The 26,161-nt window shown below is 63.9% G+C and carries 23 protein-coding genes and 1 pseudogene; 9 read left to right on the forward strand and 15 right to left on the reverse strand.

Annotation, left to right across the window (positions count from 1 at the left end):
• Window positions 1–49 precede the first annotated feature (49 nt).
• A complete protein-coding gene (locus JYG32_RS37055) occupies window positions 50–2,485 on the forward strand; it encodes a PEP-utilizing enzyme (RefSeq protein WP_213267692.1) in 2,436 nt (811 codons plus the stop codon).
• Window positions 2,486–2,698: 213 nt separating this feature from the next.
• Here the strand turns inward: JYG32_RS37055 and JYG32_RS37060 are convergent, their stop codons facing one another.
• Window positions 2,699–3,073, reverse strand: a complete 375-nt coding sequence (locus tag JYG32_RS37060) for a sugar ABC transporter ATPase (RefSeq protein ID WP_213267693.1) — start codon at window positions 3,071–3,073, stop codon at window positions 2,699–2,701.
• A gap of 334 nt (window positions 3,074–3,407) precedes the next feature.
• On the opposite strand from JYG32_RS37060, the gene JYG32_RS37065 reads away from it, so the two are divergent.
• Window positions 3,408–4,385 carry a bifunctional helix-turn-helix transcriptional regulator/GNAT family N-acetyltransferase gene (locus tag JYG32_RS37065; protein ID WP_213268325.1) on the forward strand — a complete coding sequence of 326 codons (978 nt, stop codon included), beginning with the start codon at window positions 3,408–3,410 and terminating at the stop codon, window positions 4,383–4,385.
• 25 nt (window positions 4,386–4,410) lie between these two features.
• Here JYG32_RS37065 and JYG32_RS37070 read toward each other — a convergent pair.
• The 3 genes and pseudogenes from JYG32_RS37070 to JYG32_RS37080 form a co-directional block, all read right to left on the reverse strand.
• A pseudogene (locus JYG32_RS37070) lies at window positions 4,411–4,701 on the reverse strand (N-alpha-acetyl diaminobutyric acid deacetylase DoeB); the annotation flags it as partial.
• Window positions 4,702–4,879: 178 nt separating this feature from the next.
• A complete protein-coding gene (locus JYG32_RS37075; protein WP_213267695.1) occupies window positions 4,880–5,248 on the reverse strand; it encodes a BON domain-containing protein in 369 nt (122 codons plus the stop codon).
• Window positions 5,248–5,790 (reverse strand): sigma factor, encoded by a 543-nt coding sequence (locus JYG32_RS37080; protein ID WP_213267696.1) that lies wholly within the window; start codon window positions 5,788–5,790, stop codon window positions 5,248–5,250. The genes JYG32_RS37075 and JYG32_RS37080 overlap by 1 nt, the downstream gene beginning before the upstream one ends.
• 997 nt (window positions 5,791–6,787) lie before the next feature.
• Between JYG32_RS37080 and JYG32_RS37085 the strand changes: the two genes are divergently transcribed.
• The 3 genes from JYG32_RS37085 to JYG32_RS37095 all read left to right on the forward strand — a co-directional run bounded on the left by JYG32_RS37085 (window position 6,788) and on the right by JYG32_RS37095 (window position 10,074).
• Window positions 6,788–7,117, forward strand: a complete 330-nt coding sequence (locus JYG32_RS37085) for a DUF4148 domain-containing protein (RefSeq protein ID WP_213267697.1) — start codon at window positions 6,788–6,790, stop codon at window positions 7,115–7,117.
• Window positions 7,118–7,184: 67 nt separating this feature from the next.
• Entirely contained in the window at window positions 7,185–7,565 is a 381-nt protein-coding gene (locus tag JYG32_RS37090; RefSeq protein WP_174378045.1) for a DUF4148 domain-containing protein, read from the forward strand.
• A gap of 880 nt (window positions 7,566–8,445) precedes the next feature.
• Window positions 8,446–10,074: an adenylate/guanylate cyclase domain-containing protein gene (locus tag JYG32_RS37095; RefSeq protein ID WP_249744914.1), complete on the forward strand. Its 1,629-nt coding sequence runs from the start codon at window positions 8,446–8,448 to the stop codon at window positions 10,072–10,074.
• 92 nt (window positions 10,075–10,166) lie between these two features.
• Here the strand turns inward: JYG32_RS37095 and JYG32_RS37100 are convergent, their stop codons facing one another.
• From JYG32_RS37100 to JYG32_RS37110, 3 genes are all read right to left on the reverse strand, one after another.
• On the reverse strand, window positions 10,167–10,952 hold the full coding sequence (locus JYG32_RS37100) for an anti-sigma factor family protein (RefSeq protein WP_213267698.1): 786 nt from the start codon (window positions 10,950–10,952) through the stop codon (window positions 10,167–10,169).
• On the reverse strand, window positions 10,952–11,491 hold the full coding sequence (locus tag JYG32_RS37105; protein WP_174378042.1) for a sigma-70 family RNA polymerase sigma factor: 540 nt from the start codon (window positions 11,489–11,491) through the stop codon (window positions 10,952–10,954). The genes JYG32_RS37100 and JYG32_RS37105 overlap by 1 nt, the downstream gene beginning before the upstream one ends.
• Before the next feature lie 541 nt (window positions 11,492–12,032).
• Window positions 12,033–12,350 (reverse strand): DUF4148 domain-containing protein, encoded by a 318-nt coding sequence (locus JYG32_RS37110; RefSeq protein ID WP_174378041.1) that lies wholly within the window; start codon window positions 12,348–12,350, stop codon window positions 12,033–12,035.
• A 608-nt stretch (window positions 12,351–12,958) separates the two neighbouring features.
• Here JYG32_RS37110 and JYG32_RS37115 point away from each other — a divergent pair.
• The 4 genes from JYG32_RS37115 to JYG32_RS37130 all read left to right on the forward strand — a co-directional run bounded on the left by JYG32_RS37115 (window position 12,959) and on the right by JYG32_RS37130 (window position 16,596).
• Entirely contained in the window at window positions 12,959–13,621 is a 663-nt protein-coding gene (locus JYG32_RS37115) for a YceI family protein (protein WP_433960892.1), read from the forward strand.
• 321 nt (window positions 13,622–13,942) lie between these two features.
• Complete coding sequence (locus JYG32_RS37120) at window positions 13,943–14,644, forward strand: pentapeptide repeat-containing protein (protein ID WP_174378222.1); 702 nt, start codon at window positions 13,943–13,945, stop codon at window positions 14,642–14,644.
• Between the two features lie 380 nt (window positions 14,645–15,024).
• Window positions 15,025–15,246 carry a hypothetical protein gene (locus tag JYG32_RS37125; protein WP_213268355.1) on the forward strand — a complete coding sequence of 74 codons (222 nt, stop codon included), beginning with the start codon at window positions 15,025–15,027 and terminating at the stop codon, window positions 15,244–15,246.
• A gap of 240 nt (window positions 15,247–15,486) precedes the next feature.
• The gene (locus tag JYG32_RS37130) at window positions 15,487–16,596 is read left to right on the forward strand and encodes a polyamine ABC transporter substrate-binding protein (RefSeq protein WP_213267699.1); all 1,110 of its coding nucleotides are present in this window, start codon (window positions 15,487–15,489) and stop codon (window positions 16,594–16,596) included.
• Between the two features lie 66 nt (window positions 16,597–16,662).
• On the opposite strand, the gene JYG32_RS37135 is transcribed toward JYG32_RS37130, so the two are convergent.
• The 8 genes from JYG32_RS37135 to JYG32_RS37170 form a co-directional block, all read right to left on the reverse strand.
• Window positions 16,663–17,880, reverse strand: coding sequence for a porin (locus JYG32_RS37135; RefSeq protein ID WP_213267700.1), 1,218 nt, complete (start codon window positions 17,878–17,880; stop codon window positions 16,663–16,665).
• Window positions 17,881–17,944: 64 nt separating this feature from the next.
• Window positions 17,945–19,756, reverse strand: a complete 1,812-nt coding sequence (locus tag JYG32_RS37140) for a tannase/feruloyl esterase family alpha/beta hydrolase (protein WP_213267701.1) — start codon at window positions 19,754–19,756, stop codon at window positions 17,945–17,947.
• Between the two features lie 226 nt (window positions 19,757–19,982).
• Entirely contained in the window at window positions 19,983–20,690 is a 708-nt protein-coding gene (locus tag JYG32_RS37145) for a substrate-binding domain-containing protein (protein ID WP_213267702.1), read from the reverse strand.
• Between the two features lie 14 nt (window positions 20,691–20,704).
• Window positions 20,705–21,388, reverse strand: coding sequence for a 4-carboxy-4-hydroxy-2-oxoadipate aldolase/oxaloacetate decarboxylase (ligK, locus tag JYG32_RS37150; protein ID WP_213267703.1), 684 nt, complete (start codon window positions 21,386–21,388; stop codon window positions 20,705–20,707).
• Window positions 21,389–21,390: 2 nt separating this feature from the next.
• Window positions 21,391–22,416: an amidohydrolase family protein gene (locus JYG32_RS37155; RefSeq protein WP_213267704.1), complete on the reverse strand. Its 1,026-nt coding sequence runs from the start codon at window positions 22,414–22,416 to the stop codon at window positions 21,391–21,393.
• A gap of 68 nt (window positions 22,417–22,484) precedes the next feature.
• Entirely contained in the window at window positions 22,485–23,834 is a 1,350-nt protein-coding gene (locus JYG32_RS37160) for an MFS transporter (RefSeq protein ID WP_174378213.1), read from the reverse strand.
• 123 nt (window positions 23,835–23,957) lie between these two features.
• Window positions 23,958–25,262 carry a gallate dioxygenase gene (locus JYG32_RS37165; RefSeq protein WP_213267705.1) on the reverse strand — a complete coding sequence of 435 codons (1,305 nt, stop codon included), beginning with the start codon at window positions 25,260–25,262 and terminating at the stop codon, window positions 23,958–23,960.
• 83 nt (window positions 25,263–25,345) lie between these two features.
• Window positions 25,346–25,900, reverse strand: coding sequence for a hypothetical protein (locus JYG32_RS37170; protein ID WP_213267706.1), 555 nt, complete (start codon window positions 25,898–25,900; stop codon window positions 25,346–25,348).
• Window positions 25,901–26,161 lie beyond the last annotated feature (261 nt).

Raw genomic sequence — 26,161 nt, forward strand, 5'->3', positions numbered from 1 at the left:
CGTAATCGGGCGAGCGCAACCGCGACGTTCGTCGACCGACGAAGCCTCCATGAGCAAACCGATCCTGTACCTCCTCGCCGGCAACGGCAGCGCGGCCGACTGGTGGGACGACGCGCTGCCCCACTTCCGGCGCTACCAACCCGTGCCGCTGGAACTGCCGGGTTTCGGCGACAATCCCGCGCCGCCCTGCGAAGACCTCGCCGCCTACGCGCAAGCGCTGCTGGAGACGACCGAACCGGGCCACGCGATCATGGCGGTCGGCGTGAATGCACTGCTGGTGCTGCACGCGTTGCAGCGCCGCCCCGGCCACTTCAGCCGCAGCGTGCTGCTCGCGCCCGTCGGCGCGTTCCTGTGGGAGCGGCGCCTGCCGAAACTGATGGCGCCGAAGCCGCTGCGCAAGACCATCCACTGGCTGCTCGCGCATTACCCGACGCTGTTCGCACGCAAGTTCTCGAACCAGACCTGGACACGCGCGCAGTACCGCCGCATGGGCGCCGGCTATGCACGCTGCCGCGCATTCCTGCCGCATTGGGATCTCGTGCGCGCCGATACCGCGCTGCCGCTGCTCGAGTGGGTCACCGATCGCATCGAACTCGTGTGGGGCGACCAGGACAACGTGCTCGGCGTGCGCCAGGCCGCCGCATGGTCGGCGATCCTCGCGCGCGCCGACCTCACCGTCACGCTGCAGGCCGGCTGGGGACACTATCCGTGGATCGATGCGCCGGCGGCCTTCGCGCAGTGGCTCGAAGCAGGCGACACGGGCTTCGTCGCCCACACGAAAGGCGGGCGCCTGGCGCTGGCCACGATGGCCGGGCTGCCGGTGCCGCCCGCACTGTCGCTCACCCGCGCCGACGACCCGCGCCTGCCCGGCTTTCTCGCGAGCCAGCCCGACGCCGAGTGGGCGATCCGCTCGTCGAGTCATGGCGAAGACCAGGCCGATGCGGCCAATGCCGGCCTGCACACGACGTTCCTGCGCGTACCGGCGTCGCAGGCGGCCGCGCGCGTGGCCGAGCTGCTCGACGGCGGCCTCGAGGAAGCGGTCGTGCAGCGCTTCGTCACGCCCGTGCTGTCCGGCATCGCGTTCGTGCGTCATCTCGCGGTCGAAGTCGAATGGGTGCAGGGCCACCTCGAAATGCTCGCCGACGGGCAGGCGAGCCCGCAACGCGCGATCCTGTCGCGGCTCGGCGAGCCCTGGCAGAGCGGCACGTTCCCGACCGCGCACGGCTTGACCGCGACGCAACTGTGGACGTTCCTGCAACGCGTGCTGCGCGCGTTCCATTACGTGCCGGGCGATGTCGAATGGGCATGGGACGGCACGCGGCTATGGCTGCTGCAGTACCGGCCGATCAGCAGCTACGGCTGGCACCGGCACCTGACCTCCGCCAACATCGCCGAGATCCTGCCGCCGCAGCCGAGCCGGCTGGTCGAATATGCGCAACGCCGCGCGGCCGGCAGCATCCCGGCCGTCATGGCGCGCTGGGATGCGCGCGTGCTGCGCGACAACGAACCCTTCACCGCGCTCTATGGCGGCGCGTCGTACATCAACAACGACCTGTTCCTGGCGCGCCTGGCCGACTGGGGCGTATCGGCCGGCAACTACAGCGGCGAGATCGGCGGCGCGACGCCGCCGCTGCGCTGGCGACCGCTGCGCCTGCTGCGTTCGTTGCCGGTGTTCTGGCGCATGCTGCGCGTCGCGCGCGGGCACCTGCCGACGCTCGAGCACGGCTTGCGGCGCTTCGACCGGGAACTCGCGACACTCGTCGAGCAGCGCGCCGACGGCCGGCAACTGGCCGACTGGTTCACGCGCTTCTACGTGTTCGTCGTGCAGGGCAACCTGTGCATCGCCGCGTCGCTCGCCAGCAGCGGCGGCGCGCTGTGGGGGCGCCCGCCGACCGTGTATGGCCAACTCGACGACAGCCCGCACCGGCTACCGTGGGAAACCGATCCGGGCACCGCACGGCCGGCGGCCACCAACCTGCCGCTGCAGACGTTTCCCGACTGGCCGCTGCCGGTCCGCGTGCTCCACACGCTCGGCGCACCCGGCATGCGCGGCTGGTATCTGCAGGTGCGCGAGTGGTATCGCGACAACCTGATGCGCGTGTTCTTCCGCCTGCATCATGCGATGCCGGCCGCCGATCGCGACGCGTGGTTCGCGCTCCATCCCGAGTGCCGCGAACGCAACGGCAGCTTCTGGCAGGACGGCAGCGAAGGCACCGACGAAGCGACCGGCTTCATGATCTATCCGGGCCATGCGCAGGGCGTGCTCGGCCACGACATCCTGCTGGAAGACACGCTCGACCCGGGCCGGCACGCGCAGTACCAGGCCGCGCGCGCCGTGATCGCGCGGATGGGCGGCCGGCTGTCGCACGGCGCGACGCTGCTGCGCGAACTGCGCAAGCCGTCGGCCGTGCTGCCGCGCGTCGATGCGGCGTGGGTCGGGCGCGAGGTGCGGCTCAGCGACGGCCGGCTGACGCTGGTCGAATAAGCGCGGCGCGCCGTCTGCCGGCGTGTTGAAGGCGTTGGCGCCGGACGCACTGGCAGGCGATCGCGGGGATTGAAGCGCTGTCGCGCAACGGGCTGCGCTACCTGTTCGCGCAGTACGGCATCCAGCAAGACGTGCGCGCGGGGATGGAAGTCAGCTATCCGAAGACGACGTGACGCGCGACGCGTCGCGGCTGACGGAAGCCGGGATCGACGCTCAGCGCTGCGGCGTGCGGACTTTCCCGTCGACCTTCAATATGCGCCTGTCGCGCGCGGCCTCGTATTCGACCGTCTGCGCGGGCGTGACGGCGCCGTACGACCGGCCGTTCACATAGACGGTGCCGTCCCGCAGTTCGACCCGGTCGCCGTCGACCGTCGCGGTGGCCCGTTCGCCCTGCAGCACCGCGCCCGAGCAGCCGGCGGTCGAAAAGCTGCGGACCGACGTGCCCGGCATCGTGGCGTTCCCGCCCCGGTCCGCCGCATGCGCCGCGCTGCACGGCAGCGCATCCATGCTGCCGGCAGCGTGGAGCGATCCGGCGCCGATGCCGGATCCGGCAAGCAACGCAATCGTCATCGGCAACAGCTTGTTCATGGTGGTCTCCGTGGTCCGCAGACCTGGATCGACAACGACGCATCCCGTCCTGTCGACGGCCCGCGGTGCGCAACCGGATCGACGATCGGTCGACACCCCTGCCCGCAGGTCGACTCGATATGCCAAGTATGCGTCCACGTAACCGCACTCCGCCACCCGCGCCGCGACCATTCACCGCCAAAAACTGCCGGCTCGTTCGGGCCCCTTGAGCGGCTTCAACGCCGGCCGCCCGAAGGCGACTCAGGGGCCACCGCTTCGCCGAAAATCCGCCTTGATGAAGTTGCGACCCGCAACTATTATTGATTGCGACACGCAACCTTTTCGGGCAGACACCATGGATCTCATCGACGCTCCCGCCAAGCCTCGCGACGCGACCATCCTCGAACTTCGCGACTTCTCCCGCAAACTGGTTCGCGAGCTCGGCTTCATGCGCGCGACGCTGGCCGACAGCGACTGGGCGCCTTCGGCCGTTCACGCGATCCTCGAGATCGGGATGGCGCCCGGCATCAACGCCAAGGATCTCGGCAATATCCTGCGCCTCGACAAATCGAACACGAGCCGGCAACTCGCCCGGCTCGAGGCCGCCGGTATCGTGGAGCGCCGCGTGTCGAGCGAGGATGCGCGCGCGACCGAGCTGACCCTCACCGCCGAAGGGAAAAAGCTCCGGAAAAGAATCGACCAGTTCGCGACGGACCAGGTGTCGAATGCGCTGCGTCGCATGATTCCGGCCGACCAGCAGGCGCTGCTGCGCTCGCTCGCGCTGTATGCCGATGCGCTCGCGCAAGACAACGCCGCCATGGCGCCCGCCGCGGCACCCGACGCGCCGCAGATTCGCGAAGGCTACCAACCGGGCTGCATCGGCGACATCACGAGCCTTCACGCGCGCTTCTATGCGGAGCACTGGGGATTCGGCGTCTTTTTCGAACAGCGCGTGGCGACCGAGCTTGCCGAGTTCGCGGGCGCGCTGCCGGCCGACGGCAAGGCGCTTTGGCTCTGCCAGGAAGACGGACGCACGCTCGCGTCGCTCGCGATCGACGGCGACCCGGCAACCGACGTCGCGCATCTGCGATGGTTCATCGTGAACGACGCGTTGCGCGGGGCGGGCATCGGGCGCCAACTCATGACGCAAGCCATGCGCTTCGTCGATGAGCGGCGGTTTCGCGAAACCTGCCTGTGGACGTTCAAGGGCCTCGATTCGGCGCGCCATCTGTATGAGTCGTTCGGCTTTACGCTGACCAGCGAGTCCGCGGGCACGCATTGGGGAACCGAGGTGGTCGAGCAGCGTTTCAGCCGGCCTGGGCCAGGGTGCTGATTTTCAACGGCGGTTTGCGCTCAGGCTACGCTTGAGCACCTGATCGGACACCTCCCACCAGCATGTCGCGCTCGACTACGGCTGCAACGACCGCGATCGTGTCGCCGATCTTTACGAGTCCGGGAAAATGCCGTGCTGCCACGACCCCATCCCGCCCGGCCCGGTACTCCACCGGCGGAACGCCGGTCCGACCCATGTGATAAATGCGAGCCAGGATCTCACCGCACGCAACCGTATCGCCGAGGTCGCGGCACATCTCCAGCAGGCCGTCGTGCTCGCTGGTCGTGTAGCAGGATCCGTCCGGCATATTGAGGAGGATTGAGCGGCCCCCAGTAAACAGTGCCATCATGTGAGCGAGTTTTCGGCGGACTTTTCGATAGAATGGAGCCGTACTCTTCAATGAGCAGGGTGCAAGTCATGCCGATCTGCACCCTTGCCATAGCATGGCATCGGTCGTCGTTCGTCGAAGCCCATAGAAATTTGAACGCTCTGTATCATTGCCCCGCTTCCAATCGCAACTCGAGTTGGCTCGTCACCGACGTCACGCCGGATACCTGGCGAGCCGCGTCCACGGCGACTTTCTCTTGCGACTCGTCCGTTATCAATCCGGTCAGTGTAACTTCGCCCGTCTTTGCCTTGGCAAATACAGTGATTTCCGCGCCGCCGATACCACGCGCCCTAAAAATTGCCTGACGGATCGTCTTTGCGAACGCGCGGTTCGCTGCGCGCTCGGCCTTCTTTGCTGCGTGAGGCGACATTGCCGATTGAGTCGTTTGCGGGGCTGGCGTATCGGATTGCGCATCGCACATAGCAGATGAAAGCGCAACGAACCCTGCAACAACGATCATGAAACGCGTCTTCATTATCTTCTCCTCGACGAAAGCGAAACGGAAACTGCAGATTGGTGAACGCCGGAGTGCTGCGTTCGGTATTGCGCTTGAATGGTTCCCTCGAAATCCGGCCGACAGGCATCACTGCCTTGCACTGGAATCGAATCCAGTCCCCTCTCGTCAGCGCCTAGTGCAAGTGAAAACGTCATACTCAAATGATCAAGAAACGTCCTGATCTTCGCGTCCACGAGCTGCCTCGACACATACATTGCGTAAACGCCAAGCATCCTCTGGTGATATTCCGGCAAAACCCTGACAAGTCGGCCGCTTCGAAGATCATCGATGACCGCATGGATTGCCAATGGTCCGATATCGCGGACGATGCTCAGCAACCAGGCACGTGCATCAACACCCTGAAACCCATCGATAAACCTGAATGCCTTGACATACGCTTCCTGAACAACGTCCTGTGCATCCTGGTCGTTGTGGGTCAACCATCTGGCGCCACCGTATGCGGAATTCATATGAGGCATTACCAAGCTTTCAAAACGCCTTACATTAGTCTGTTCATTCATGTTGAACTCGAATTGTCAAAGCATCACGAGCCGTTCCCGACCGTTAGATGACCATCGGTGCACGCCTTTTATTCCGCACTACCGGTTGTGCACTGCGCGCTTTGGTATCCCCACATACAACGTCAAGCCACGAGCTTCCTCGAGCGTCCCCTGGTATGCCGGTCTGGATCGACTACACGATCGCGCCGGGGATACAAGCTGCCATTCGCATCGCCTTTCCTACCCTTATGAGGATTCCTTTTTGTATGGCAACAGGAATCCCAGTACAGGCTACGATTCCTGAACGCCGCCGAGTTATACAGCTATGCCACGTGCTCTGCGGCGACACTGCATCCTCCCTACTGCCGCCTGCCTCCGACCGTGTGCACTCTCTCACGACCGGTTCGCCGCAGTGACGCGCCTTACGCGCTCTGACTCCGTGGCAGGTACTTACGCGCAGTCGTGACGACCAAGCATCTGGAGACCAACAACCTACCGGTGTACATGCGTCGTTCGAGCATCATCTTCAGAACCCGAAGTTCTCGTGATCGCCGGCGTAGACTCCGGCACGGAGCGCACCACCGCGTCCGCAGCAGTTCAGCTGCATTCTGCGCACGAAATTGGTGCCACAAGCGTTCTTCTTTTTATACGTACGCGCCGACACTTTGAATCGAACTGATCAGAGGACGTCACTTCGCTGACGTTGAACGTCGCCTCCATGCCATGCGGCTGGGATGAATGTGTGGCTGAGGATGGAGCGACCAATGCCGTTGATCTGCTCCAGCAACTTGCCAGACGACCCGATCGCTAACTGCTTCATGTTTACCTGCGTCCTTGGCAACTTTGGGAATAAGAGGCACCCGCTCCCGGTATACCGTGGTGTGAGCACGCCAATCACGACTACGGCGTTTCTGGCCCCTCACATTGAAGTGAACAGAGAAAAGAGAAGCCGGGTAATTTTTCCGGGCGCTTCATGATACGAACCCACAACTCTCACAAATTTAAATCGGAGTCCAAAATGAACAAACGAACTATGATTCTCGCCGCAGCAGCGGGTATTTCGATCAATGCCCAGGCTCAGGAAAAGACCCGATCGCAGGTACGGCAGGAGTTGATTGAAGCCGAACGCAATGGTCTGAATTTCGTGAGCGACACGTCGTACCCCGACGTTGCGCCGATCTTTGAACAGCAAGTCGCGCGGCTCAAGCAGCAAAACAGCGACAGTGGAATGGGTGCCGCAACAACAGGCACAAGCAATGCCGGCCGGATCAAACGGGAGACACCCCCGTCATATCTGTCAGCCTGCGTTGGACCTGTCAGCTTCTGCACTATTTATTCCGGATCCTGAGCCACGCGGCAACGTTCTTCACCAGTTCCCCGGCAAACCGGGTCCCTTGTTGGAAGGAGTCAAGATCATGAAAAAGCTCGCCTTGCTGGCGTTGACGCTCAGCGCGCTCGTCAGCTCTTCAGTGACTTTTGCGCAGTCCGCGTCCGCTCCACTCACCCGAGCGCAGGTACGTGCCGACCTCATCAGGATCGAACAGGCTGGATACAATCCGTCGGCTAACGACGACACAACCTATCCCGCAGATATTCAAGCTGCGGAGGCGAAAGTGGCCGCTCAGGACGCTGAGCAGCAAGCCGCCACCCCCCAGCAGCAAAAAAGCGACAGTGGCATGGGCGCCGAAATGAACGGCGCAAGCGATTCCGGCCACATCAAACAAAAGATGACTCCCCCAGATCCGTCGACCTGTGTCGGACCTGCTAGCTTCTGCCATGTTTATTTCGGCTCGTGAACCACACGCCACCGAGCCTCGTCGGAAGTAGTTTCATACGCACCCTGTGCCAACCTCTCGTGTGCCGTGTCAGCTTGCCGGGCATGGCACGACGAGGAAAATTCGCCGAAGTGCAAGCTCGTGGTCATTGCAGATGACCATGATCTTTCATTTGCCGTGCACACGTTTTCTGCTGTACCCAGATGAAGTTGCCGTTGTCGACGCTACCGTTGGCCTACTCTGGAACCATACGAAACTGGGCAACATGGCGAGTGTCTTCTCGTATCTTCTACAGGAATTCTTAGGTCCGTATCGCTGATCGACTGCCTTTCATTCGAGCATCATAGATGCATGCCTGACAGCCGGTCGAATCCAGGAATATCTGAACCCAACCGACAGTCCTGCAAACAAGACCGCACGAAAAAAAGGGGCGAATAAGGGGAGAATAGGACATCAGCGGCATAGCCCGAGCATCGGGAATGTCAGTTATCCTCGACGGCAGGATCGGCCAAGAGGAATACCAGAGCGTTTGCGGTTCATTATCGGTGTTGCAGCGATTTTCTGAGGCAGTATGTCACTCCAAGGCGAGCTCGAAAGGTAATCCGGAGTGTGTACGATAGTCCATCTGCCACGCATGAGAAAAGCTGTGCAATGCTCACAGTCTGGTAGGGCGGTTCTCGCCACTCGGAAGCTGCCGTACTACGTATGCGACAAGCAGGACGTTGGGGCAAGACGTTGGATGCATGACTAGACACGCGCCGCCGCAACCTCGGGCTGTCCCCGAATTGACACTCAACGAATTGCACCTGATCGAGAGGGTTAAAAGCGGAATATGTCGCGCTTTCCCAGTTTTCATAGATTGCGGCCGACGGGGGTGCGATCAGTTCGGCTCGCCAGCGGATTGGTACTGTTTACCTATGTCGGGACGCATCTCCTGAATCACTCGCTGGGCAACATCTCACTTGCGTGGCTGGAGCGTGGTCTGCTCGTGCAGAAGTTCATCTGGCAGGGATGGCTTGGAACGGGTGTGCTGTACAGCGCACTGGCGACACATTTCTTCCTGGGTCTGTGGGCTCTGTATGAGCGGCGCTCTGTGCACTGGAATCGGGGTGAGGCAGCGCAACTCGTCCTCGGATTGTGCATTCCGCCGTTGCTGGCAAACCATCTCGCCAATACGCGGGTCGCATTTGCCGCGTTCGGCCTGAACAAGGGATACGCGCAATTGTTGTACTCGTTCTGGATCACTTCGCCGTTCTTCGGCCAGGTGCAACTGATGCTGCTGGTGGTTGCCTGGTCGCATGGGTGTTGTGGTGTCTGGTATTGGTTGCGGTTGAAGCCGTGGTTTGGGGCGTGGCGGAGCGTGCTACTGAGCGTCGCCGTACTGCTCCCGGTACTCGCCCTGCTAGGCTTCCTGCAAGGCGGACGCGAAGTGATCGCACTCGCTCAGAATCCCGTCTGGCGCGCAGCAGCGACCCGATCGACGATTGTCGGGACAGGATTGCAAAATCTCTGGCTCGCCGATCTGCGCAGCGACTTTTTGCTTTTCGATGGCGGTGCGCTGCTATTGGTATTTGGAGCGCGGCTGCTGCGCACAGTCCGGGAGCGCCAGCGCGGACGACTCTGCATCTTGTATCCGGACGGGCGCAAGGTATTCACGCCGCTCGGATTTTCGGTGCTGGAAGCCAGTCGGATGGCCGGCATTCCCCATGCCAGCACATGCGGTGGCCGTGCCCGATGCACATTGTGCAGAGTACGTGTGCTCAGCGATCTGCCGCTGCCCACGCCATCCGAGGCGGAGCGGCGCGTCCTGGAGCGACTGGGAGCTGACTCGCAGACAGTGCGGCTCGCTTGCCAGCTACGGCCAATCCACGATCTCTCAGTGTGGCCCCTCGTCCCGCCGGCCGCGTCCACGGCCTTCCTCCCGCGGCGTCAGCAGGACGTCACGCCGCAAGAGCGATTCGCGGCGTTCATGTTCGTGGACATGCGGGGCTCCACACAGCTTGCTGCGGCACAACTACCGTTCGACAGCATATTCGTAGTCAGCCGCTTCCTGAGCGCTGTCTGTGCCGCGGTGGTCCAGGCGGGTGGGATGCCAAATCAGTTCATGGGGGACGCCGTGCTCGCGATCTTCGGCTTACACTGCGAGCCAGCCATTGCTTGTCGCCAGGCGCTCCGTGCGGTGCCGTTGGTGGCAGCCAACATTGATCAACTCAGCGCTGTGCTCGAGCAGCAATTGCAAACACCCATACGGTTTGGCATTGGATTGCATTGTGGTAAAGCGGTAATGGGTGAGATCGGCTTTCGCGAGCACGCGACATTCACGGCAATTGGTGACCCACTGAACGTGGCTTCAAGACTCGAGGAACTGACAAAAGAACTCGGTTGCGATGCTATCGTCTCCGAACAGGTATTCCAGCATGCCGGCGTTTCGGCGGCAGACCTGCCGCGACTTGATGCACAACTGAAGGGCCGCGACGACCCGGTGCCTGTCCGCGTGCTGTCCAAGGCGTCCCAGATGTCCCAGGCCTGACAACCCTTCTCGACATTGCGCGGCACGCTGGCGAATGACGATGCATGAGCGTCACCCGGATAGTCCACAGTGCGCGTGCCGCGTTGCGCCGGCTAGGAAGCGGGATGCGCTCGCAGGTCCGAGATGAAGCCGTTCAGTTCCATGTCCCCGGCATCGGTAATTGCCCAGTAGTTCATTCCTCCAGTACTCCAGTGCGCGAGGTGATAGCCCTGCCGCTGGTAGATATGAGGTATGGCGCCCGCGTCGTCGCCCGGCCATACATAGAGATTGATCGGATGCAGCTTGTACCGGTACACCATCACGGCCACCGACCGCCCATTCAAGTAATCCAGCCGCCCACCGACCAGCGGATATCCCTGCTGCGCCAGATCGACCACTGGCGGCGCAAAGTCCAGCTTGCCGTCAAACCACGGCTTGACCGTGTGCCGGTCGGTTGAAATCACATCAGACAGATGATTGAACTGCAACGAGCGGATATGGTTGTCCACGAGTTCCTGACTCAGACGCGTCTCGCTCGACGGCACCGAAAGGAACAACCCTGCGCCCCACGTCAACGCGACCACACTCATCACCATCGCGCCGACCGGCGCCCAGCCCAATGCCTCGCCGCCACTGCGCGAACCGAATCGCTCAACCAGTCGTTGCCAGAGCGATGGCCGTCCCGGCAACGCGGCCTTGATACGCTTAACCAGTTCCGCGGGCGCCTCAAAACGCAAATCCGCCTGCCTTAGCTGCACACTCACCTGGTGCTGTTGCGAGTAGTCCCGCTGACACTGCTCGCAGCCTGCCATATGGCGCTCGAATTCAAGCGCCTCGGACAGGCTCAATTCCTGGTCGATATAGCCGGGCAGCAGTTCGAAGGCCTGGTCGTGATCCATCACGCCTCCTGATCCGTCGGGGCGAGAAGCGCCGCAAGTTGCTGGCGCCCGCGTCCGAGGCGCGACATCACCGTCCCCATCGGGATATCCACAATCGCGGCAATTTCTTTGTACGACAATTCCTCCAGCTCCCGCAGCACGATTACCTCCCGGTATTCCAGACGCAGACTCTGCAACGCCCTGTGCACCCGCTTCCGGCTCTGGCTGCGTATGAGCATTGCTTCAGGACCGTTGTCGTGATCAGCGGTACTCGTCTCAAGGCTATGCATATCTTCCTCAAACTCCAACGTGTCCGGTGCGTGGCCCCGGTTCTGCTGATACCAGGTGTAGAACGTATTGCGCACAATGCGCAACAACCAGGCGCGGGCATCGTCGCCGTGGAATCCACCAAAAAACCGGAACGCGCGCAGATACGCCTCCTGCACCACGTCCTGGGCATCCTGGTCGTTATGCGTCAGCCATCGCGCAACATTGAAGGCCGAATTCATGTGAGGTAACAGAAGCTTCTCAAAGCGCTGCGCGCTGACCGGATCAGCCATTGTGAAATTCCTGCAGTAACCACATTCCGTGACCGACAGTAATCTAACCGTCAGTACGTCGTTTTTATTCCCCGACGGCCAAAATCACCTCGTATTACTCTGGCGTAGCGCGCGGAGGTCATGTGATCGATAATCATGCGCGGACAAATCCTGGGGAAAAGCCTCAGCTGACGCAGATTCATCGAGCTAACCAAGCTTGCCGCCCCGAATTATCTCCGGCTTGAGTCGCCAGTCAAATGCTCCCTCTGCTCGATCAGGTGCACTATCCAACACCCCTCGCTCAGCTCCCCCATACCGGCTGGCGGTACCCTAGAGCGCGGGCAGACAGATGAGTGATTGCATAGACTTCTGCATCCGCGCTGAAGGTCACAGCCCCCTCGGCGAGAGCCGGGATTCGCGAGTGGTCCGATGTTAGAGACGTCTTGGTGAACGATGTCTTACCAACCAGTAGCCAAACCGAACCCGCCACGGGGCGCCCCTCAAACCGACCACGCCTGGCTTCGAGAAACCGCGGGTGACCTGTACACGCTACCTGTTGCATTCATGGCGCGGGCTTCGTCTGCACTTTCGGGTTTCTTCCGGTCAGCGCATCCCGTTCCGCTTGATGTTTGACCGCCAGTCTTTGTTCCGCCGCCTGAATGTCATCCGGGTAGTAGAAGTCATTGGGAACGGGGCGATATCCCACTGCCTCCAGTTCCTTGAGTTCCTGACGCACTTCTGCGCGGGTGATCTGATGGATACCGGGCTCCGTCGATGTTTGCGCGTACACACAGGCTGACGTTGCCATCAGCGCCGCGCTTACTATGAATGAACCACGTGCGGATTGGCCAGCAAGCCAATTAAGCGAATTCGATTTCATGTCGCTACCCCTTGGTTTTCGAGCGCGTGATGTCCACAGTCGACTTGACTCCAGCGCACGACGCTCTAATCGGTAAACCATTGAACCGGCATCCTTATTCCCCTACTCTCTTACACAGCCCGCGGGAATATCCGGCGACGGAACAGAGTCTACTCATTGCATATCGAAAGACTGTACGAGGCCGGCAGCGAAGGAACCTGACATGCAAGACGTTTTCACGAGAGCAAGCGCGTCGCGAGTGCTGACGGCGTTGAGAGGAATCGTGCCAGCGGTACCGCGGGCAGCGTCACTGCGCAAGGTCCCAGTTCGTGACGATATCAACACGCCTAAAAACAGCACTCGGCTGATGCAGCGAGCCGCACGCGGGAACGAGTACTCCGCCCACGGTGATCGGCAAGCGGGAGAACTGAATCTGAATCCAGCGAATCCGCGGGAGCAACTCGCCAAGGGTTTGCTGAACAACGCGCAGTCCAGCAGATATGGATCGCCACTAGCCGGCGTGACGACCTATGTCGTGCCACCTCCGATCAATTGAGGGTCCGGCAGAGCCGGGTTGATTGGACACTGGGATGGAAACGATGAAGAAGCATTCCGTTTATGCGATTGTCATGCGTGCGTTGTGGATCTCGGTGCTAGCAATGGTCGCTTCATGCATGCCACTCCGGGTGGTCACGCATACCGTCAGTCAGTCGGAGAAGCGGGTGCCGCCAGGCCAGTACGAACTTGATCCATACCACTGGAGCATTACATTCGATGTCGATCACTTCAAGTATTCGCGCTTCACGATGCGCCTCGATCGTGCAACCGCGAAGCTCGATTGGAACGAAGGTGGGCTCGACAGAAGTTCTGTCGCAGCGACCATCGATGCCGCCAGCGTGGACACCCACGTGCCGCTACTCGACAAGCTCGTCCAAGGTGCTGATATGTTCGACGTGGCGCGTTATCCGCAGATCCGGTTTGTCAGCACGCGTTTCGAACGCACTGGAGAGGCGCGCGGTACGTTGACTGGCGATCTGACGATCCACGGCATTACTCAACCAGTGACGCTTGACGTGACGTTCAATGGCTTCGCACCCAATCCACTGACGAAACAGGACACACTCGGCTTCTCGGCGGACGGTCGCTTCAGCCGCGCGAGGTTTGGACTATCGACGTGGTTCCCGGCCGTAGGCGACGAAATCGACGTGCGGATTCAGGCGGAATTCGTTCGGCAACCCGCGGCGCCCGTGCACGCTACTGGCATACTCGACACGTCGTTCAGGAGGTCATAAATGGTCCAGTCCGACAAGCGGGCCGATCGCGCTGAAGACGATTGCCCTTGCCCTGCAAGGCGGGGGGATGCACGGTGCGTTCACCTGGGGCGTGCTCGACCGTCTGCTTGAGAACGCGAGCGGCCGGTGGAAAGCGCTGCACACGTTTCGACCCCCATCCATGCCGTTATAGGCTGTCGACGCAAAATTCCCGCCCCGCAAACCAGGACGCCCGGCATGCTCGAACGTCTCGCGGCCATCGCGCGCTGCGCGGCCGTCACCGCACCTGCCGCCGTTGCCGCAAATTCCGGATAATGTCGACCCCGAACATTTCACATGACAATGGATCGCCTCATGACCCGCGGAGTCTCCATCACCGGCCGCACGCTGGATCGCGCCGAATTGCTGCTGCTCGTCGAAGGCTCGCCGACGCCTCTCCATCTGGAGGACTGCGACCTCGAGGGTGCGGACCTGTCGCGCCTGGATTTGCGAGGCGCGCGATTCGAACGATGCGCGCTCGCGGAAGCGTCGTTCGTCGGCTCGACGCTGGCGCAGACATCGTGGATCCGGTGCCGGGCCCGCCAGGCCAGCTTTGCGTCGTCGGACCTCGAGGACGCCGTGTTCCAGTCGTGCGATCTCAACAATACGAGCTGGCGACGCAGCAAGCTCGGATCGGCCCGCTTCAAGGAGTGCCGGCTGACCGGGGCCGATTTCGAGGAATGCAAGTCACTCGGCCTCGAATTCGAGAACACGTTGCTGGTCGGCGCAAGCCTGCGGCGCTTTTCATTCCGGAAGACCCGGCTCGTGGCACTCGATTTCTCGGACGCCGATCTCGCCGGGGCGGACTTTCGCGACGCCGTTTTCGAAGGCGGCAGCCTTCGCAATGCGCATCTGAACGACGTGAAGTTCGAGGGTGCCGACCTGCGCGACGTGGATCTGAGCGGCACGCCCAAACTGCTCGCGTCCGGCGTCCTCCGCGGCGCGACCGTCTCCTATGATCAGGCGGCCATGCTGATCGAGAATCTCGGGATTCGGGTCGCGTAACGATCGTGTAACGGGCACGCAGACACGTTCGCGCCCGGTTGATCACCGCTCGGCGGCTCAGGGCACAAACCGTCGAATATTCTCATCACTTCCGAAGCACGCCGGCCGCCGAACGCCATCTCGCGAGCGCGATACGAGCGTCGCCCCCTCTCCATCGGCATTCGAATCACTAGGGAAAATCCGGAGACATCCTTACAGCGATTTACCTGATGATTCACAGGAGCGCCATGTTTCAGCGATTCCGCTTGATGCCGAGCTTTCAATTCGCGTCATGAAGCCGTTGCCGCCACGCGGCAAACGCGATGACCGAAACTGGAAACGGCAGCCGTCGGCGAATCGTCAGGTGTTCAATACTTTCAACAACCCGGTCGAGAGTAATCGTGAGAATCCGTGGCCCGCTGGTGCGGTGGAGACGAGGCGATGCGCAAAACCTGCGCGCCGCGATCTCGTTTTCCGACGACAGTGAGGGCGGGCAACATCCTCGCCTGCCTCTGTCGATCTACACCATCCTGTCCCGCCGTTCCGTTCGCCGTCACAACGCCGTCGCCGCCCGCGCGTCCGTCGCGATCCATACCGACGACGTGGCATCGCTGCTGCCGTAGCGCTGCGCCTCCTTTCCCTTTGTCCGTTCGACCCGCTCGCCGTGTCGCCTGACCGGTGAAGGGATCGGCTCGCACTTCGTTTTCGCGCGATCCGGCTCAAGGTCAAACGGACTCCTGATCGTCGTGCACCGCCATCGCTCGCTGCGAGCGCCGGTTACGCACGCCTGCTCCATCCGATGAACCGTCGCGCAACGACCCGCGAACCATGGATCGACGCGCGCCGATATGGAAAACATCCTCATGCGAATCCCGATGCTTCGCCGTTCGATTGCAACCGCCGCCGTCCTGTCTGCCGCCGCTTTCGCCGGCGCGAATGCCCATGCAGCCGGCGAACTGAACATCTACAACTGGTCCGACTACATCGCGCCGGACACGATCCCGAACTTCCAGAAGCAGACGGGCCTTCACGTCCGCTACGACAACTACGACAGCGACGACACGCTGCAGGCGAAACTGCTGTCGGGAAATTCCGGCTACGACATCGTCGTGCCGACGTCGAACTACATGGCCAAGCAGATCCAGGCGAGCGTCTACCAGCCGCTCGACAAGTCGAAGCTGCCGAACCTGTCGAACCTCGATCCGCTGCTGATGAAGATGGTCGCCGACGCCGATCCGGGCAACCAGTACGGCGTGCCGTGGGCATACGGCACCGACGGCATCGGCTACAACGTGCAGGCCGTGAAGAAGGCGCTCGGCGACAAGGCACCCACCGACAGTTGGGCGCTGGTGTTCGATCCGGCCAACATGGCGAAACTGAAGAGCTGCGGCGTGTCGTTCCTCGACCAGGCCGTCGACGTGTTCGCCGCGACGCTGCAGTACATGGGCAAGGATCCGAACAGTACGAACCCGGCCGACTATCGCGCCGCGTACGAGGTGCTCAAGAAGGTGCGCCCGTACATCACCCAGTTCAACTCGTCGGGCTATATCAACGATCTCGCGAACAACGACCTGTGCGTGTCGTTCGGCTATTCGGGCGACGTCGGCATCGCACACCGTCGCGCCGCAGAAGCGAAACGCCCGTACGAGATCCGCTTCGCGAATCCGAAGGAAGGCGGCCTGCTGTGGTTCGACATGATGGTGATCCCGAAGGATGCGCCGAACCGCGACGCCGCGCTGAAATGGATCAACTACCTGCAGGATCCGAAGGTCAACGCGGGCATCACCAACGCGGTGTTCTATCCGACCGCGAACAAGGCCGCGCGCCAGTACGTGAAGCCCGCGATCGCGCGCGACCTGTCGGTGTATCCCGCCGACGACGTGCTGAGCAGGATGACGCTGCTCAAGCCGATGCCGCCCGAGATTCGCCGGCTGCAGAACCGGCTGTGGGCGCAGTTGAAGACCGGGCGCTGAGCGGCGCGCCGCAACGCCGCGCCTCCGGCAGTCCGGGCCGGAGGCACGCGCCCGATCGCGCCCGCATCAGAACCGGTGAATGATCCCGGCGCCGAACGCGAACTGGTTGCGGGTCGACGACGGCGCCGTGTTGAACCCGTCGCCCAGCGTCGCGGTCGCGTCGACGATGCTGCCCGTGCCGCTCGTGCCGAGCGTCTTGCCCTTCGCATGCTGGTACGCTTCGAGCAGGTACAGCCCCGTGCGTTTCGACAGCGAGTAGTACTGCGACAGGTTGAACTGGTGATACTGCGCGCTGTCGGTAATACCGTTCGACTCGGTCGCACGCGTGTACGCATAACCCGCGCCGAAATCCCACACCGCCGACGGCTTCCAGTGCAGCACCGCGCCGGCCGTGTTGAAAATCGCCGTATTGAAGAACTTCGATGCCGCGCCCGGAATGTATTCGGTGTTGGTGTAGGTGGCCGTCGCGTCCCATGCATCGCTGAACCGGTAACCCAGGCCGACCGCGAACCGCTGCTGCGCCTTCGCTGTCTGGTAGCCGTTCGTGACCGCCGATACACCGATCTGTGCGCCGCCGTTCGACGTCGTCGAATTCGCGCCCCACGTGCCGCCCGCCGTGTTCGAGTTGTTCACGCGCTCGAACGCGACGCCGACGCCGAGCGGGCCGGCCGCATACTGGATGCCGGTCGCCCACGTCGAACCCGCGTTCGTGCTGCCGGCCACGCCGCCGAGCGAATAGGAACCGCTCAGCGTCACGCCATACCATTTCGGCGACGTGTACTCGATCGTGTTGTTCGCGCGGTAGATGGTGTCGAGCCCGTCGACGTCGCCCGGGTGCGCGCCGTAGTAGCCGGTGATCCACGTGGTCGGGCTGAACGGCGACATCGTCTGGTAGTACGACGCATATTGCCGGCCCGCGGTCAGCGTGCCGTACGTGGCGTTCGTCAGCCCGACCCATGCCTGGCGCCCGAAGAGCGCATCGGTGTACTGCGCGGCGCCCGTCGCCGAATTGAAGCCCGATTCGAGCGTGAACACCGCCTTCGTGCCGCCGCCGAGATCCTCGCTGCCCTTCAGCCCGAAACGGCTGCCGGCCCAGACGCCCTGGTTCATCCTGACGACCGACTTCCCGCCGCTCGTCGAGCCGACCGTCGTCGCGTTGCTCTGGTAGCCGATGCCGTTGTCGACGATCCCGTACAGCGTGACGCTGCTCTGCGCGAACGCCGGCGCGACGACGGCCATCGCGACGCCGGACGTCAGCGCCACCCGCAATGCCTGCTTCTTCATTGAACTGTCTCCTTCCTCGCCTGCTTGTGTGAGTGAATTGTCGTGATCGCGGCCTGCCGCCCGGTCAGGGACGATACGCACGCCAGCCATTGCCGCCCGTGCAGACGAGCTGTGAACCCTTGACCTGGCACTGCGCCTCGTAGCCCGGCGAGTACAGCCATTCGCCGGCCCAGTGCAGGTCGACGAACGGGTCGGCCTTCGGTGTATCGGCAACGAAATTCGTCGCGTCGTCGGTGCTGCCGCTGCCTGTGTAGCGCGCGGTGGCCGGGTACGGAAACACCGGGCGCGTACGCGTCGTGTTGCCGTTCGCATCGACGATCGACGCGACGATCCTGCCGGGCGTCGCGCCGGTCTCGGTCCAGGCCATCAGCGGCGTGAGGACGTCGAACACGTTCGGCCCCTGGCCGCCGCCGCAGTGCGCGACACCCGGGAACAGGTAGAAGCGTGCGAAGCGGTCGACCTGCGCGTCGCCCATGGTCTTCTTCATCGCTTCGTAGTACGCGATGCTCGAACGCGGCGAGATGTGCTGATCCTCGAGGCCGTGCCACAGCAGCAGCTTGCCGCCGCGGCCGGCGAAGCGGCCGAGGTCGGGATCGGTCGCAGCCAGGTAGTTCGACACCGGCACCGTCTTCGCGAACGCGTCGAGCGTGAACTTCAGGTCGCCGATCGTCGCTGACGGATACGACGCGTTGTAGGAGTCGAGATAGCGCAGGAACGGCAGCACGAAGCCGATCGTGCCGCTCGGCGCCGTGGCGGTCGCCGGCACGAACAGGTTCCAGTTCAGCTCCGAGCCCCATTCGCGCGACACGAGCGGTTCGAGACGCGTGCCGTTCGCGGTCGTCGCGCCGTCGTGAATCCTACGCACGACGTCGGCTTCCTGCGGCGTCAGGCACGTCGCGGTCGATTGTCCGTTCGCGCATGCCAGCGTCGCGGGATCGAACCGGCACGCGCGCGGGTTGTCGATCACGCCGTCGACCACGCCATCGAGCCCGTCGCACGCCTTCAGCACCGCGGCATGCAGCATCGGCAGCTTGCCGGCGAGCAGGATCGCGTTGCCCGTCTTCGGGTCCGTGTTGACCGCGGCCGGCCACGCGTGATGGAACGTGTTCTGCACGATCAGATCGTTCGCGGGCGCGCCGGCCGCGATGCCGTCGAAATCGTCGGGGAAGCGCTGCGCTTCCATCAGCGCTTCGCGGCCGCCGTCCGAGCAGCCGTCGAAGTACGCGTAGCGCGCGGGCCGTGCATAGAACTTGCCGATGATCGCCTTGGCCACCTGCGCGGTCGCATGCTCGGCGCGATACGCGAAGTCGAGCTTCGCTTTCGGGTCGAGCGCCCACGCACCGTCGTTGCCGCCTTCGTGGCCCATGTCGGTCGCGGCCATCGCGATCGTCCCGTTGGTGACCGGCACGCAGGTCGACGCCATCGGCGCATTGACCGACAGGTTGCCGCACAGTCCGCCGCATCCCGTCTGCAGATAACGTTGCGTCCAGCCCTGCGTCGGCAGTTGCAGTTCGAACAGCGACGCGCCCGGTCCGATCGTGCCTTTCACGTCGCACATGGGCGCCGGCAGCGTGTTGTTGCCGACGACCGTACCGGCCGGCAGCAGCACCGCCGACGTGATCGTGACGGTGCCGTCGGTCACGCCGCTCAGGTCGAGCGCCGCGACGGCCGGGCACGACATCGCAGGCATCACCGCCGGAAGATTCGCGAGACCGCCGGCAGCGCTCGCGGCGCTTGCCGCGTTCGGCCAGCCGGCCAACGCCGCGCACAACCACACCATGCCGATCGCCAGCATCCGGACCAGCGCATCGCGCCGGACGCCTGCCGTGCGACGCCATGCGCGCACGCTCCACCCTGCCCTGCAGTTCGTCTGCATTCCTGTCTCCTGTCGTTCTGGTTGGCATGCCGCATGGTCGTCGAGAGACGATGCGGCGACTTCACGAAGATCCTGCGATACATCGGTCGGATCGAGGCGGTACCTCATTCGCCTCTTGCTCAGCATAACTAATCTCAATGCACACCCGCGTTGCGAAGAAAGCCGAATCTCATCTGATCCGTTTATCGATTCCGGTGTGACGCTGCGGCTGCGCTGCTATCCGGCCTTACGCCGGTTCCATCCCGCATTCACGCTTGACGCGATCGGCCTGCGGCGACGCCAGATACGCGAGAAACGCCGCAGCAGCGTCACAATCGTGCGCCGTCCGGCACACCGCGGCGGCAAACACCGTGACGGCCTGAACCGCGTCCGGCAGCGTACCGACGACTTCGATGCCCGGCACATGCATCAGCTCGCTCAACTGCTGGAAACCGAGATCGACATCGCCCGATGCGATCAACTCGCCGACCGGCACACCCGGCGGCGCCTGGACGACACGCGCTGCGATCGCGTCCGCGATGCCCCAGCGCGCGAACAGGTGGTTGAGGTGCGACCCGCTCGGCCCCGTCGAATAGCCGATCCGGCCGGCCTGCAGGATCGCGTCGCGAACGCCGGACTCGGTGCCGATATCCGGCCGCACCGCACCCGCCGCCACCGCGACCGCGATGCCCGAGCGCGCGATCGCCACGCGGCTACGCGCGTCGACCTGGCCGTCGACCGCGAGCCGCGCGATCGCATCCGACGCGAGCACGACGAAATCGAACGGCTCGCCGGCCTGCACGCGCCGTGCCGCGTCGACACCGCCGACGGACCTGACCGACACGCGGCATCCCGTTTCGTCCGCATAAGCGGCGGCCAGTCGCGCCAGCACCGGCCGCATCGCCATCGACGAAATGCCGGTGACGGCAGCAGCCGCGCAGTCGGTCTGCACCATCGTCGCCCCCCGCATCAGTCGATGTAGCGCAGGCCGGCCTGCCGCAGCGGCTCGCGCATGTCGTACATGTCGAGTCCCAGCACGCCTGACGCGAGCTTCGCGCGCTTCGCGGCTTCGTTCGCCTCGCGCGCGATCGCCTTGTCGAGCACGTCGGCAGCGCGCGCGGCCGGCACCACGACCACGCCGTCGTCGTCCGCGACGATCACGTCGCCGGGATTGACGAGCGCGCCCGCGCACACGACCGGCACGTTCACCGAACCGAGCGTCGCCTTGATCGTGCCTTTCGCGGAGATCGCCTTGCTCCAGACCGGAAACTGCATCGCTTCGAGCACCGCGACGTCGCGTACGCCCGCATCGATGATCAGCGCCTGTGCGCCGCGCGCCTTGAAGCTCGTCGCGAGCAGGTCGCCGAAATAGCCGTCGGTGCAATCCGCGGTGATCGCCGCGACGACCACGTCGCCCGGTCGGACCTGCTCGGCCGCGACATGCATCATCCAGTTGTCGCCCGGATGCAGCAGCACGGTGACGGCCGTGCCGGACGCCAGCGCACGCGGATAGATCGGCCGCATGTACGGCTTCAGCAGGCCGGTGCGGCCCATCGCCTCGTGCACCGTCGCCGAGCCGAGCGCACCGAGCCGCGCGGCGACGTCCGGATCCGCGCGGCGGATCGTGCGGTAAACCACGCCAAGTTCATTCATGATCACAACCCCTTCGCTTTCAGTTGCGCATCCAGACGCGGATACACGCGTCGCGCATTGCCTTCGTAGATCTTGTGCCGCGCGTGCGCATCGAGCGACGACGCCTCGATGTAGCGCTTCGTATCGTCGTAGTAGTGGCCGGTCTCGGGATCGATCCCGCGCACCGCGCCGATCATCTCGCTCGCGAACAGGATGTTGTCCACCGGGATCACGCCGGTCAGCAGGTCGATGCCGGGCTGGTGATACACGCACGTATCGAAGAACACGTTGTTCAGCAGATGGTCTTTCAGCAGCGGCTTCTTCAGCTCCTGCGCGAGCCCGCGAAAACGTCCCCAGTGATACGGCACCGCGCCGCCGCCATGCGGAATCACGAAGCGCAGCGTCGGGAAATCACGGAACAGGTCGGAGGTCAGGCACTGCATGAAGGCCGTCGTATCGGCATTCAGGTAATGCGCGCCGGTCGTGTGGAAGCACGCGTTGCAGCTCGTGCTCACATGGATCATCGCGGGAATGTCGTACTCGACCATCTTCTCGTAGACCGGATACCAGTAGCGGTCCGACAGCGGCGGGCTGGTCCAGTGGCCGCCGGACGGGTCGGGGTTCAGGTTGAGCGCGACATTGCCGTATTCGTCGACACACCGGACGAGCTCCGGAATGCAGGTCGCGACATCGACGCCCGGGCTCTGCGGCAGCATCGCGGCCGGCACGAAGCGATCGGGGAAAAGCTGGTGCACGCGATGGCACAGCTCGTTGCACACGGCCGCCCACGTGCTCGACACCGCGAAATCGCCGATGTGATGCGCCATGAAGCTCGCGCGCGGGCTGAAGACCGTCAGGTCGAGGCCGCGTTCGCGCATCAGCCGGAGCTGGTTGAGTTCGATCGATTCGCGCAGCTCGTCGTCGCCGATGTTCAGCTCGGAGACCTTCGGCCGCTCCGACGGGCTGTTGATCGCCGCGACCTGGCGATTGCGCCACGCCTCCAGCGCCTTCGGCGCGGTCGTGTAGTGGCCGTGAATATCGATGATCATGCATGCTCCTGCGTGTGATGACGTGTCCGGCCGCCTGCCGACCGCCGCGCCGGTTCGGCGCGGTCCGGTCAGTGCGCCGGGTTTTCCAGTTCCTGCGGTTCGGGCGCGCTCGCGCGCTGCGACGTCATGATCGCGATCGCGGCCAGCGTGGCCGGCACCGCGAGCATCGACAGGATCGCGTCGAACTTCCAGCCGAGCCCGAGCAGCGCGCCGCCGATCGCCGAGCCGAAGATGCTGCCGAAGCGCCCCATCCCGAGCATCCAGCTCACGCCGGTCGCCCGCGCGACGGTCGGGTAGCGACCCGGCGCATACGCGTTCAGCCCCGTCTGCGCGCCGCTCATGCAGAAGCCGGCCGCGAACACCAGCAGCGCGAGCGACGACGACAGCGCACCGGCCCATGCGAGCACGGCCACGCACAGCCCGCCGCCCAGATACGCGACGCCTATCACGGGCGCAGGCCGCACCTTGTCCATCAGCCAGCCGACGCCGATCGCGCCGATCGTGCCGCCGATCTGGAACATCGCGGTCACGTTCGCGGCCGTGCTGACGGACAGGCCCGCATCCTTGATCAGCGTCGGCAGCCAGCCCGTCAGCAGGTAGATCACGAGCAGGCCCATGAAATACGTGATCCACAGCGACACGGTGACGAACCCGTAGCCTTGCGAGAACAGCACGCCGATCGGCTTGCGCGTCGGCAGCGGCGGCTCGTTCGACACGAACGTCTCGTCGCCGGCGAACTGCCCGCCGCACACGCGGTTCAGCAATGCGGCGATGCGCTGCGACGGCGCACCGCGCACGGCCAGCAACCGTGCCGATTCGGGCAGCAGCCACAGCTGCAGCGGAATCAGCAGCAGCGGCAGCGCGCCGCCGAACAGCAGCACCGTGCGCCAGCCGTGCAGCGGAATCAGCCAGCCGGCGACGAAGCCGATCAGCGCCGAGCCGAGGTTGAAGCCCGTGAACATCACGGTGATCATCAGCGCGCGCATCCGCTTCGGCGCGTACTCCGACAGCAGCGTCGTCGTGTTCGGCATTGCCGCGCCGAGACCGATGCCCGTCAGCAGCCGCAGCATCGCCATCTCGAACGGCGAATGCGCCTGTGCGGTCACGATCGTGAACACGCCGAACAGGCATACCGACGCGATCAGCACGCGCTTGCGCCCGAACCGGTCCGCGCTCGGGCCGGCCACCAGCGCGCCGATCACGAGACCGATCGGCGCCGCACTCATCACGAGCCCGAACTCGGGCCGCGAGATCGCCCAGTCGTGGATGATCGACGGCGCGACGAAACCCATGATCGCGACGTCCATCCCGTCGGCGATCACGACGAGGCAGCACAGTACGACCAGCAGCCACTGGTAGCGCGTCACCGGCCGGTCGTCGATGAACGACTTGATGTCGACTATCTTTCCGCTTCCCATCATGTCTCTCCTGTCTCCTTGGCGACGATCGTTCATATCGATTCGTCATCCTATTTATATGGCTTGATACGCTGCCTGAACGACAGGACCAAGGCGCGCGATGTCACGCGCCCCCGTCACCCGTCAGGTGTTGTCCTGCTGCTCCGCGCCATCCCAGCCGAGCGGCCCCGCGCTCTTGCCCGCGACGGAATACAGCGCGCCGGGCGCGTTTCTCGTGCGCTGGAAATCTTCCAGCGATTCGCCGCGCATCGCCGCGTAGATATGCAGGTTCGAGACACCCGTCACCGCGCCGAGCTTTTCCAGCAGGAAGAAGATCACGCCGTAGCGCAGCAGGCCCGGCCAGTCGCGCCGGCGGATCAGGTCGCGCTCCTGCGCGCTGAGGCCGGCCGCGTCGAAGCTCGCTTCGGGGTCGCCCAGAAACTGCGCGCGATGTGCAGGCTCGATCATCCGGTGCAGATAGTCGTTGATCCGGTACGCGTCGACGGCCTTCGCGATCGTGAACGGATAGGTGCCCGGCAGTTGCTCGACGCCGGCGAGCTCGGCAGCGATCCGCTGCCGGTGCCGTTCGGCCGCCGCCGTGTCGATGTCGGTGTCCGCCGGCTCGTAGACGGCCGTCGCGATGCCCGTCATCGACGGCAGGTAGTAGCTGCGATGCCGGCACACGACGCCGGCCGGCAACGCGCCGCGCATCGTCAGCCACATCACGACCTCGGCCCCTTCGTAACCGCCGAGCGTCGCGTATTCGGCAAGCGGCATGCCGGCGAGGCGCTCGGGATCGCGTTCGAGCAGGTCGAGAAAGCGTTCGTCCCATTCGGGATGATTGAAGCCCGAGCGCTCGCCGTGTACCTGGTGCGACAGCCCGCCCGTCGCGACGATCGCGACGCGCAGATCCTCCGGATAGCTTTCGATCGCTCGGCGCAGCGCCTGCCCGAGCCGGTAGAAGCGGCGTGCGGACGGCACCGGCAACTGCAGCACGCCCATCTGCAGCGGCACGAGCCGGACCGGCCAGTCGGGCCGATGCGGGCACAGCACCGACAGCGGCGAGAAACAGCCGTGATCGAGCGGCTTGTTCTGGAAGAACGACATGTCGAACTCGTCGGCCATCAGCGACTGGCCGATATGCGCGGCAAACGCCGGATCGCCGGCGATCGGCGGCAGGTCGCGCGCGCCGCCGCCTTCGTCGGCCGGATGCCACTGCGGCCCGACGCCCAGCGCGAACGCCGAATAGTGATCGAAGAAGAACGACGTGACATGGTCGTTGTAGATGAACAGCAGCACGTCGGGGCGCCGGTCGGCGAGCCACGCGGCCAGCGGCGCGAAGTTCTCGAAGATCGGTGCCCACACGGGGTCGTCGCGCTTGTTCTTGTCGAACGCGAACCCGATGGTGGGCGTGTGGGAGGCCGCGATGCCTCCGATAATCCGTGCCATGCCAATGCTCCTTCGTGATGCTCGAATGCGGTCCGGCCCGCCCGGCCGTCCGCGATAATTTGAATGCGTGCCGCGCCCGCTGCCTATGCGCGGCCGTGCGGCTGCGGCGCGAGGCTGCGCTTGACGACCAGCGCGAGCGGAACGGTAAAGACAAAGTGCGACATGAACCCGCCGACGATCACGTTCGGGTCGAAGTAGTTCGGGTGGTTGTTCGACGCGATCATGATCAGCGCGTGCATCACGATCCACGCGACGATCGCGAAGAACAACGCGACGAACGTCGCTTCGAAGCCGCGCCGGCGAAACCACGGCCAGATCGCCGCGAACACGATGCCCCACGACAGCGCGAACGCAAAATGAATCGCGGTGCCGATGAAGTACGACCCGATGCCGAGCGCGTCCTGTACGGCCTTGCCGAACACGAGCCCCGTCGCGTTGCGCGGGATGCCGGCGAGCGGCATCAGGTGCTGCGCGCCGACCCATACCAGCGCCTCGTAGACCCAGATCAGCACCGCGCCCGTCAGGCCGCCGAGGATGCCCGCCCGCACCGTGTCCGCAACAGCGGCCCGTCCCGGCGATGCGTCTACCTGCATGCCGCCCACCGGCTTGCCGGCTCCCAACGTGTGCTGTCGTCCCATTGCGCTGCCTCGCTCGTTGAATGAGTGCCCCGCTCGGCGGGACGCCCGTGTGATCGGACAAACAATGAATCAGATGGCAGTCCGATACGCCGGCAACTGCGCCGATGCGGCTGCCGGGATCGAAATTACGCATTCGGTGGCTGTGCCAAGTAGCCGGGGAAAACCCTGAAATTTCATCGAGACGATATGACCGTCAAGCGTTCCCGTGCGACGCCGTTCACCTGACAGATAGCCGGGAAGCCCGCCGGATATGGCGCTCAC

Origin of the sequence: Burkholderia pyrrocinia, assembly GCF_018417535.1 — a bacterium.
GTDB lineage: Bacteria > Pseudomonadota > Gammaproteobacteria > Burkholderiales > Burkholderiaceae > Burkholderia > Burkholderia pyrrocinia_E.

Excerpts from the sequence above, each read along its gene's own strand:
- JYG32_RS37120 (WP_174378222.1), top strand. The coding sequence starts at position 13,943 with ATGGATCGCCTCATGACCCGCGGAGTCTCCATCACCGGCCGCACGCTG.
- JYG32_RS37155 (WP_213267704.1), bottom strand. The coding sequence starts at position 22,416 with ATGATCATCGATATTCACGGCCACTACACGACCGCGCCGAAGGCGCTG.
- JYG32_RS37135 (WP_213267700.1), bottom strand. The coding sequence starts at position 17,880 with ATGAAGAAGCAGGCATTGCGGGTGGCGCTGACGTCCGGCGTCGCGATG.
- JYG32_RS37055 (WP_213267692.1), top strand. The coding sequence starts at position 50 with ATGAGCAAACCGATCCTGTACCTCCTCGCCGGCAACGGCAGCGCGGCC.
- JYG32_RS37105 (WP_174378042.1), bottom strand. The coding sequence starts at position 11,491 with ATGGCTGATCCGGTCAGCGCGCAGCGCTTTGAGAAGCTTCTGTTACCT.
- JYG32_RS37145 (WP_213267702.1), bottom strand. The coding sequence starts at position 20,690 with ATGGTGCAGACCGACTGCGCGGCTGCTGCCGTCACCGGCATTTCGTCG.
- JYG32_RS37090 (WP_174378045.1), top strand. The coding sequence starts at position 7,185 with ATGAAAAAGCTCGCCTTGCTGGCGTTGACGCTCAGCGCGCTCGTCAGC.
- JYG32_RS37100 (WP_213267698.1), bottom strand. The coding sequence starts at position 10,952 with ATGGATCACGACCAGGCCTTCGAACTGCTGCCCGGCTATATCGACCAG.
- JYG32_RS37110 (WP_174378041.1), bottom strand. The coding sequence starts at position 12,350 with ATGAAATCGAATTCGCTTAATTGGCTTGCTGGCCAATCCGCACGTGGT.
- JYG32_RS37160 (WP_174378213.1), bottom strand. The coding sequence starts at position 23,834 with ATGGGAAGCGGAAAGATAGTCGACATCAAGTCGTTCATCGACGACCGG.
- JYG32_RS37115 (WP_433960892.1), top strand. The coding sequence starts at position 12,959 with ATGCGTGCGTTGTGGATCTCGGTGCTAGCAATGGTCGCTTCATGCATG.
- JYG32_RS37065 (WP_213268325.1), top strand. The coding sequence starts at position 3,408 with ATGGATCTCATCGACGCTCCCGCCAAGCCTCGCGACGCGACCATCCTC.
- JYG32_RS37140 (WP_213267701.1), bottom strand. The coding sequence starts at position 19,756 with ATGCAGACGAACTGCAGGGCAGGGTGGAGCGTGCGCGCATGGCGTCGC.
- JYG32_RS37060 (WP_213267693.1), bottom strand. The coding sequence starts at position 3,073 with ATGAACAAGCTGTTGCCGATGACGATTGCGTTGCTTGCCGGATCCGGC.
- JYG32_RS37080 (WP_213267696.1), bottom strand. The coding sequence starts at position 5,790 with ATGAATGAACAGACTAATGTAAGGCGTTTTGAAAGCTTGGTAATGCCT.
- JYG32_RS37165 (WP_213267705.1), bottom strand. The coding sequence starts at position 25,262 with ATGGCACGGATTATCGGAGGCATCGCGGCCTCCCACACGCCCACCATC.
- ligK (WP_213267703.1), bottom strand. The coding sequence starts at position 21,388 with ATGAATGAACTTGGCGTGGTTTACCGCACGATCCGCCGCGCGGATCCG.
- JYG32_RS37130 (WP_213267699.1), top strand. The coding sequence starts at position 15,487 with ATGCGAATCCCGATGCTTCGCCGTTCGATTGCAACCGCCGCCGTCCTG.
- JYG32_RS37085 (WP_213267697.1), top strand. The coding sequence starts at position 6,788 with ATGAACAAACGAACTATGATTCTCGCCGCAGCAGCGGGTATTTCGATC.
- JYG32_RS37170 (WP_213267706.1), bottom strand. The coding sequence starts at position 25,900 with ATGGGACGACAGCACACGTTGGGAGCCGGCAAGCCGGTGGGCGGCATG.
- JYG32_RS37075 (WP_213267695.1), bottom strand. The coding sequence starts at position 5,248 with ATGAAGACGCGTTTCATGATCGTTGTTGCAGGGTTCGTTGCGCTTTCA.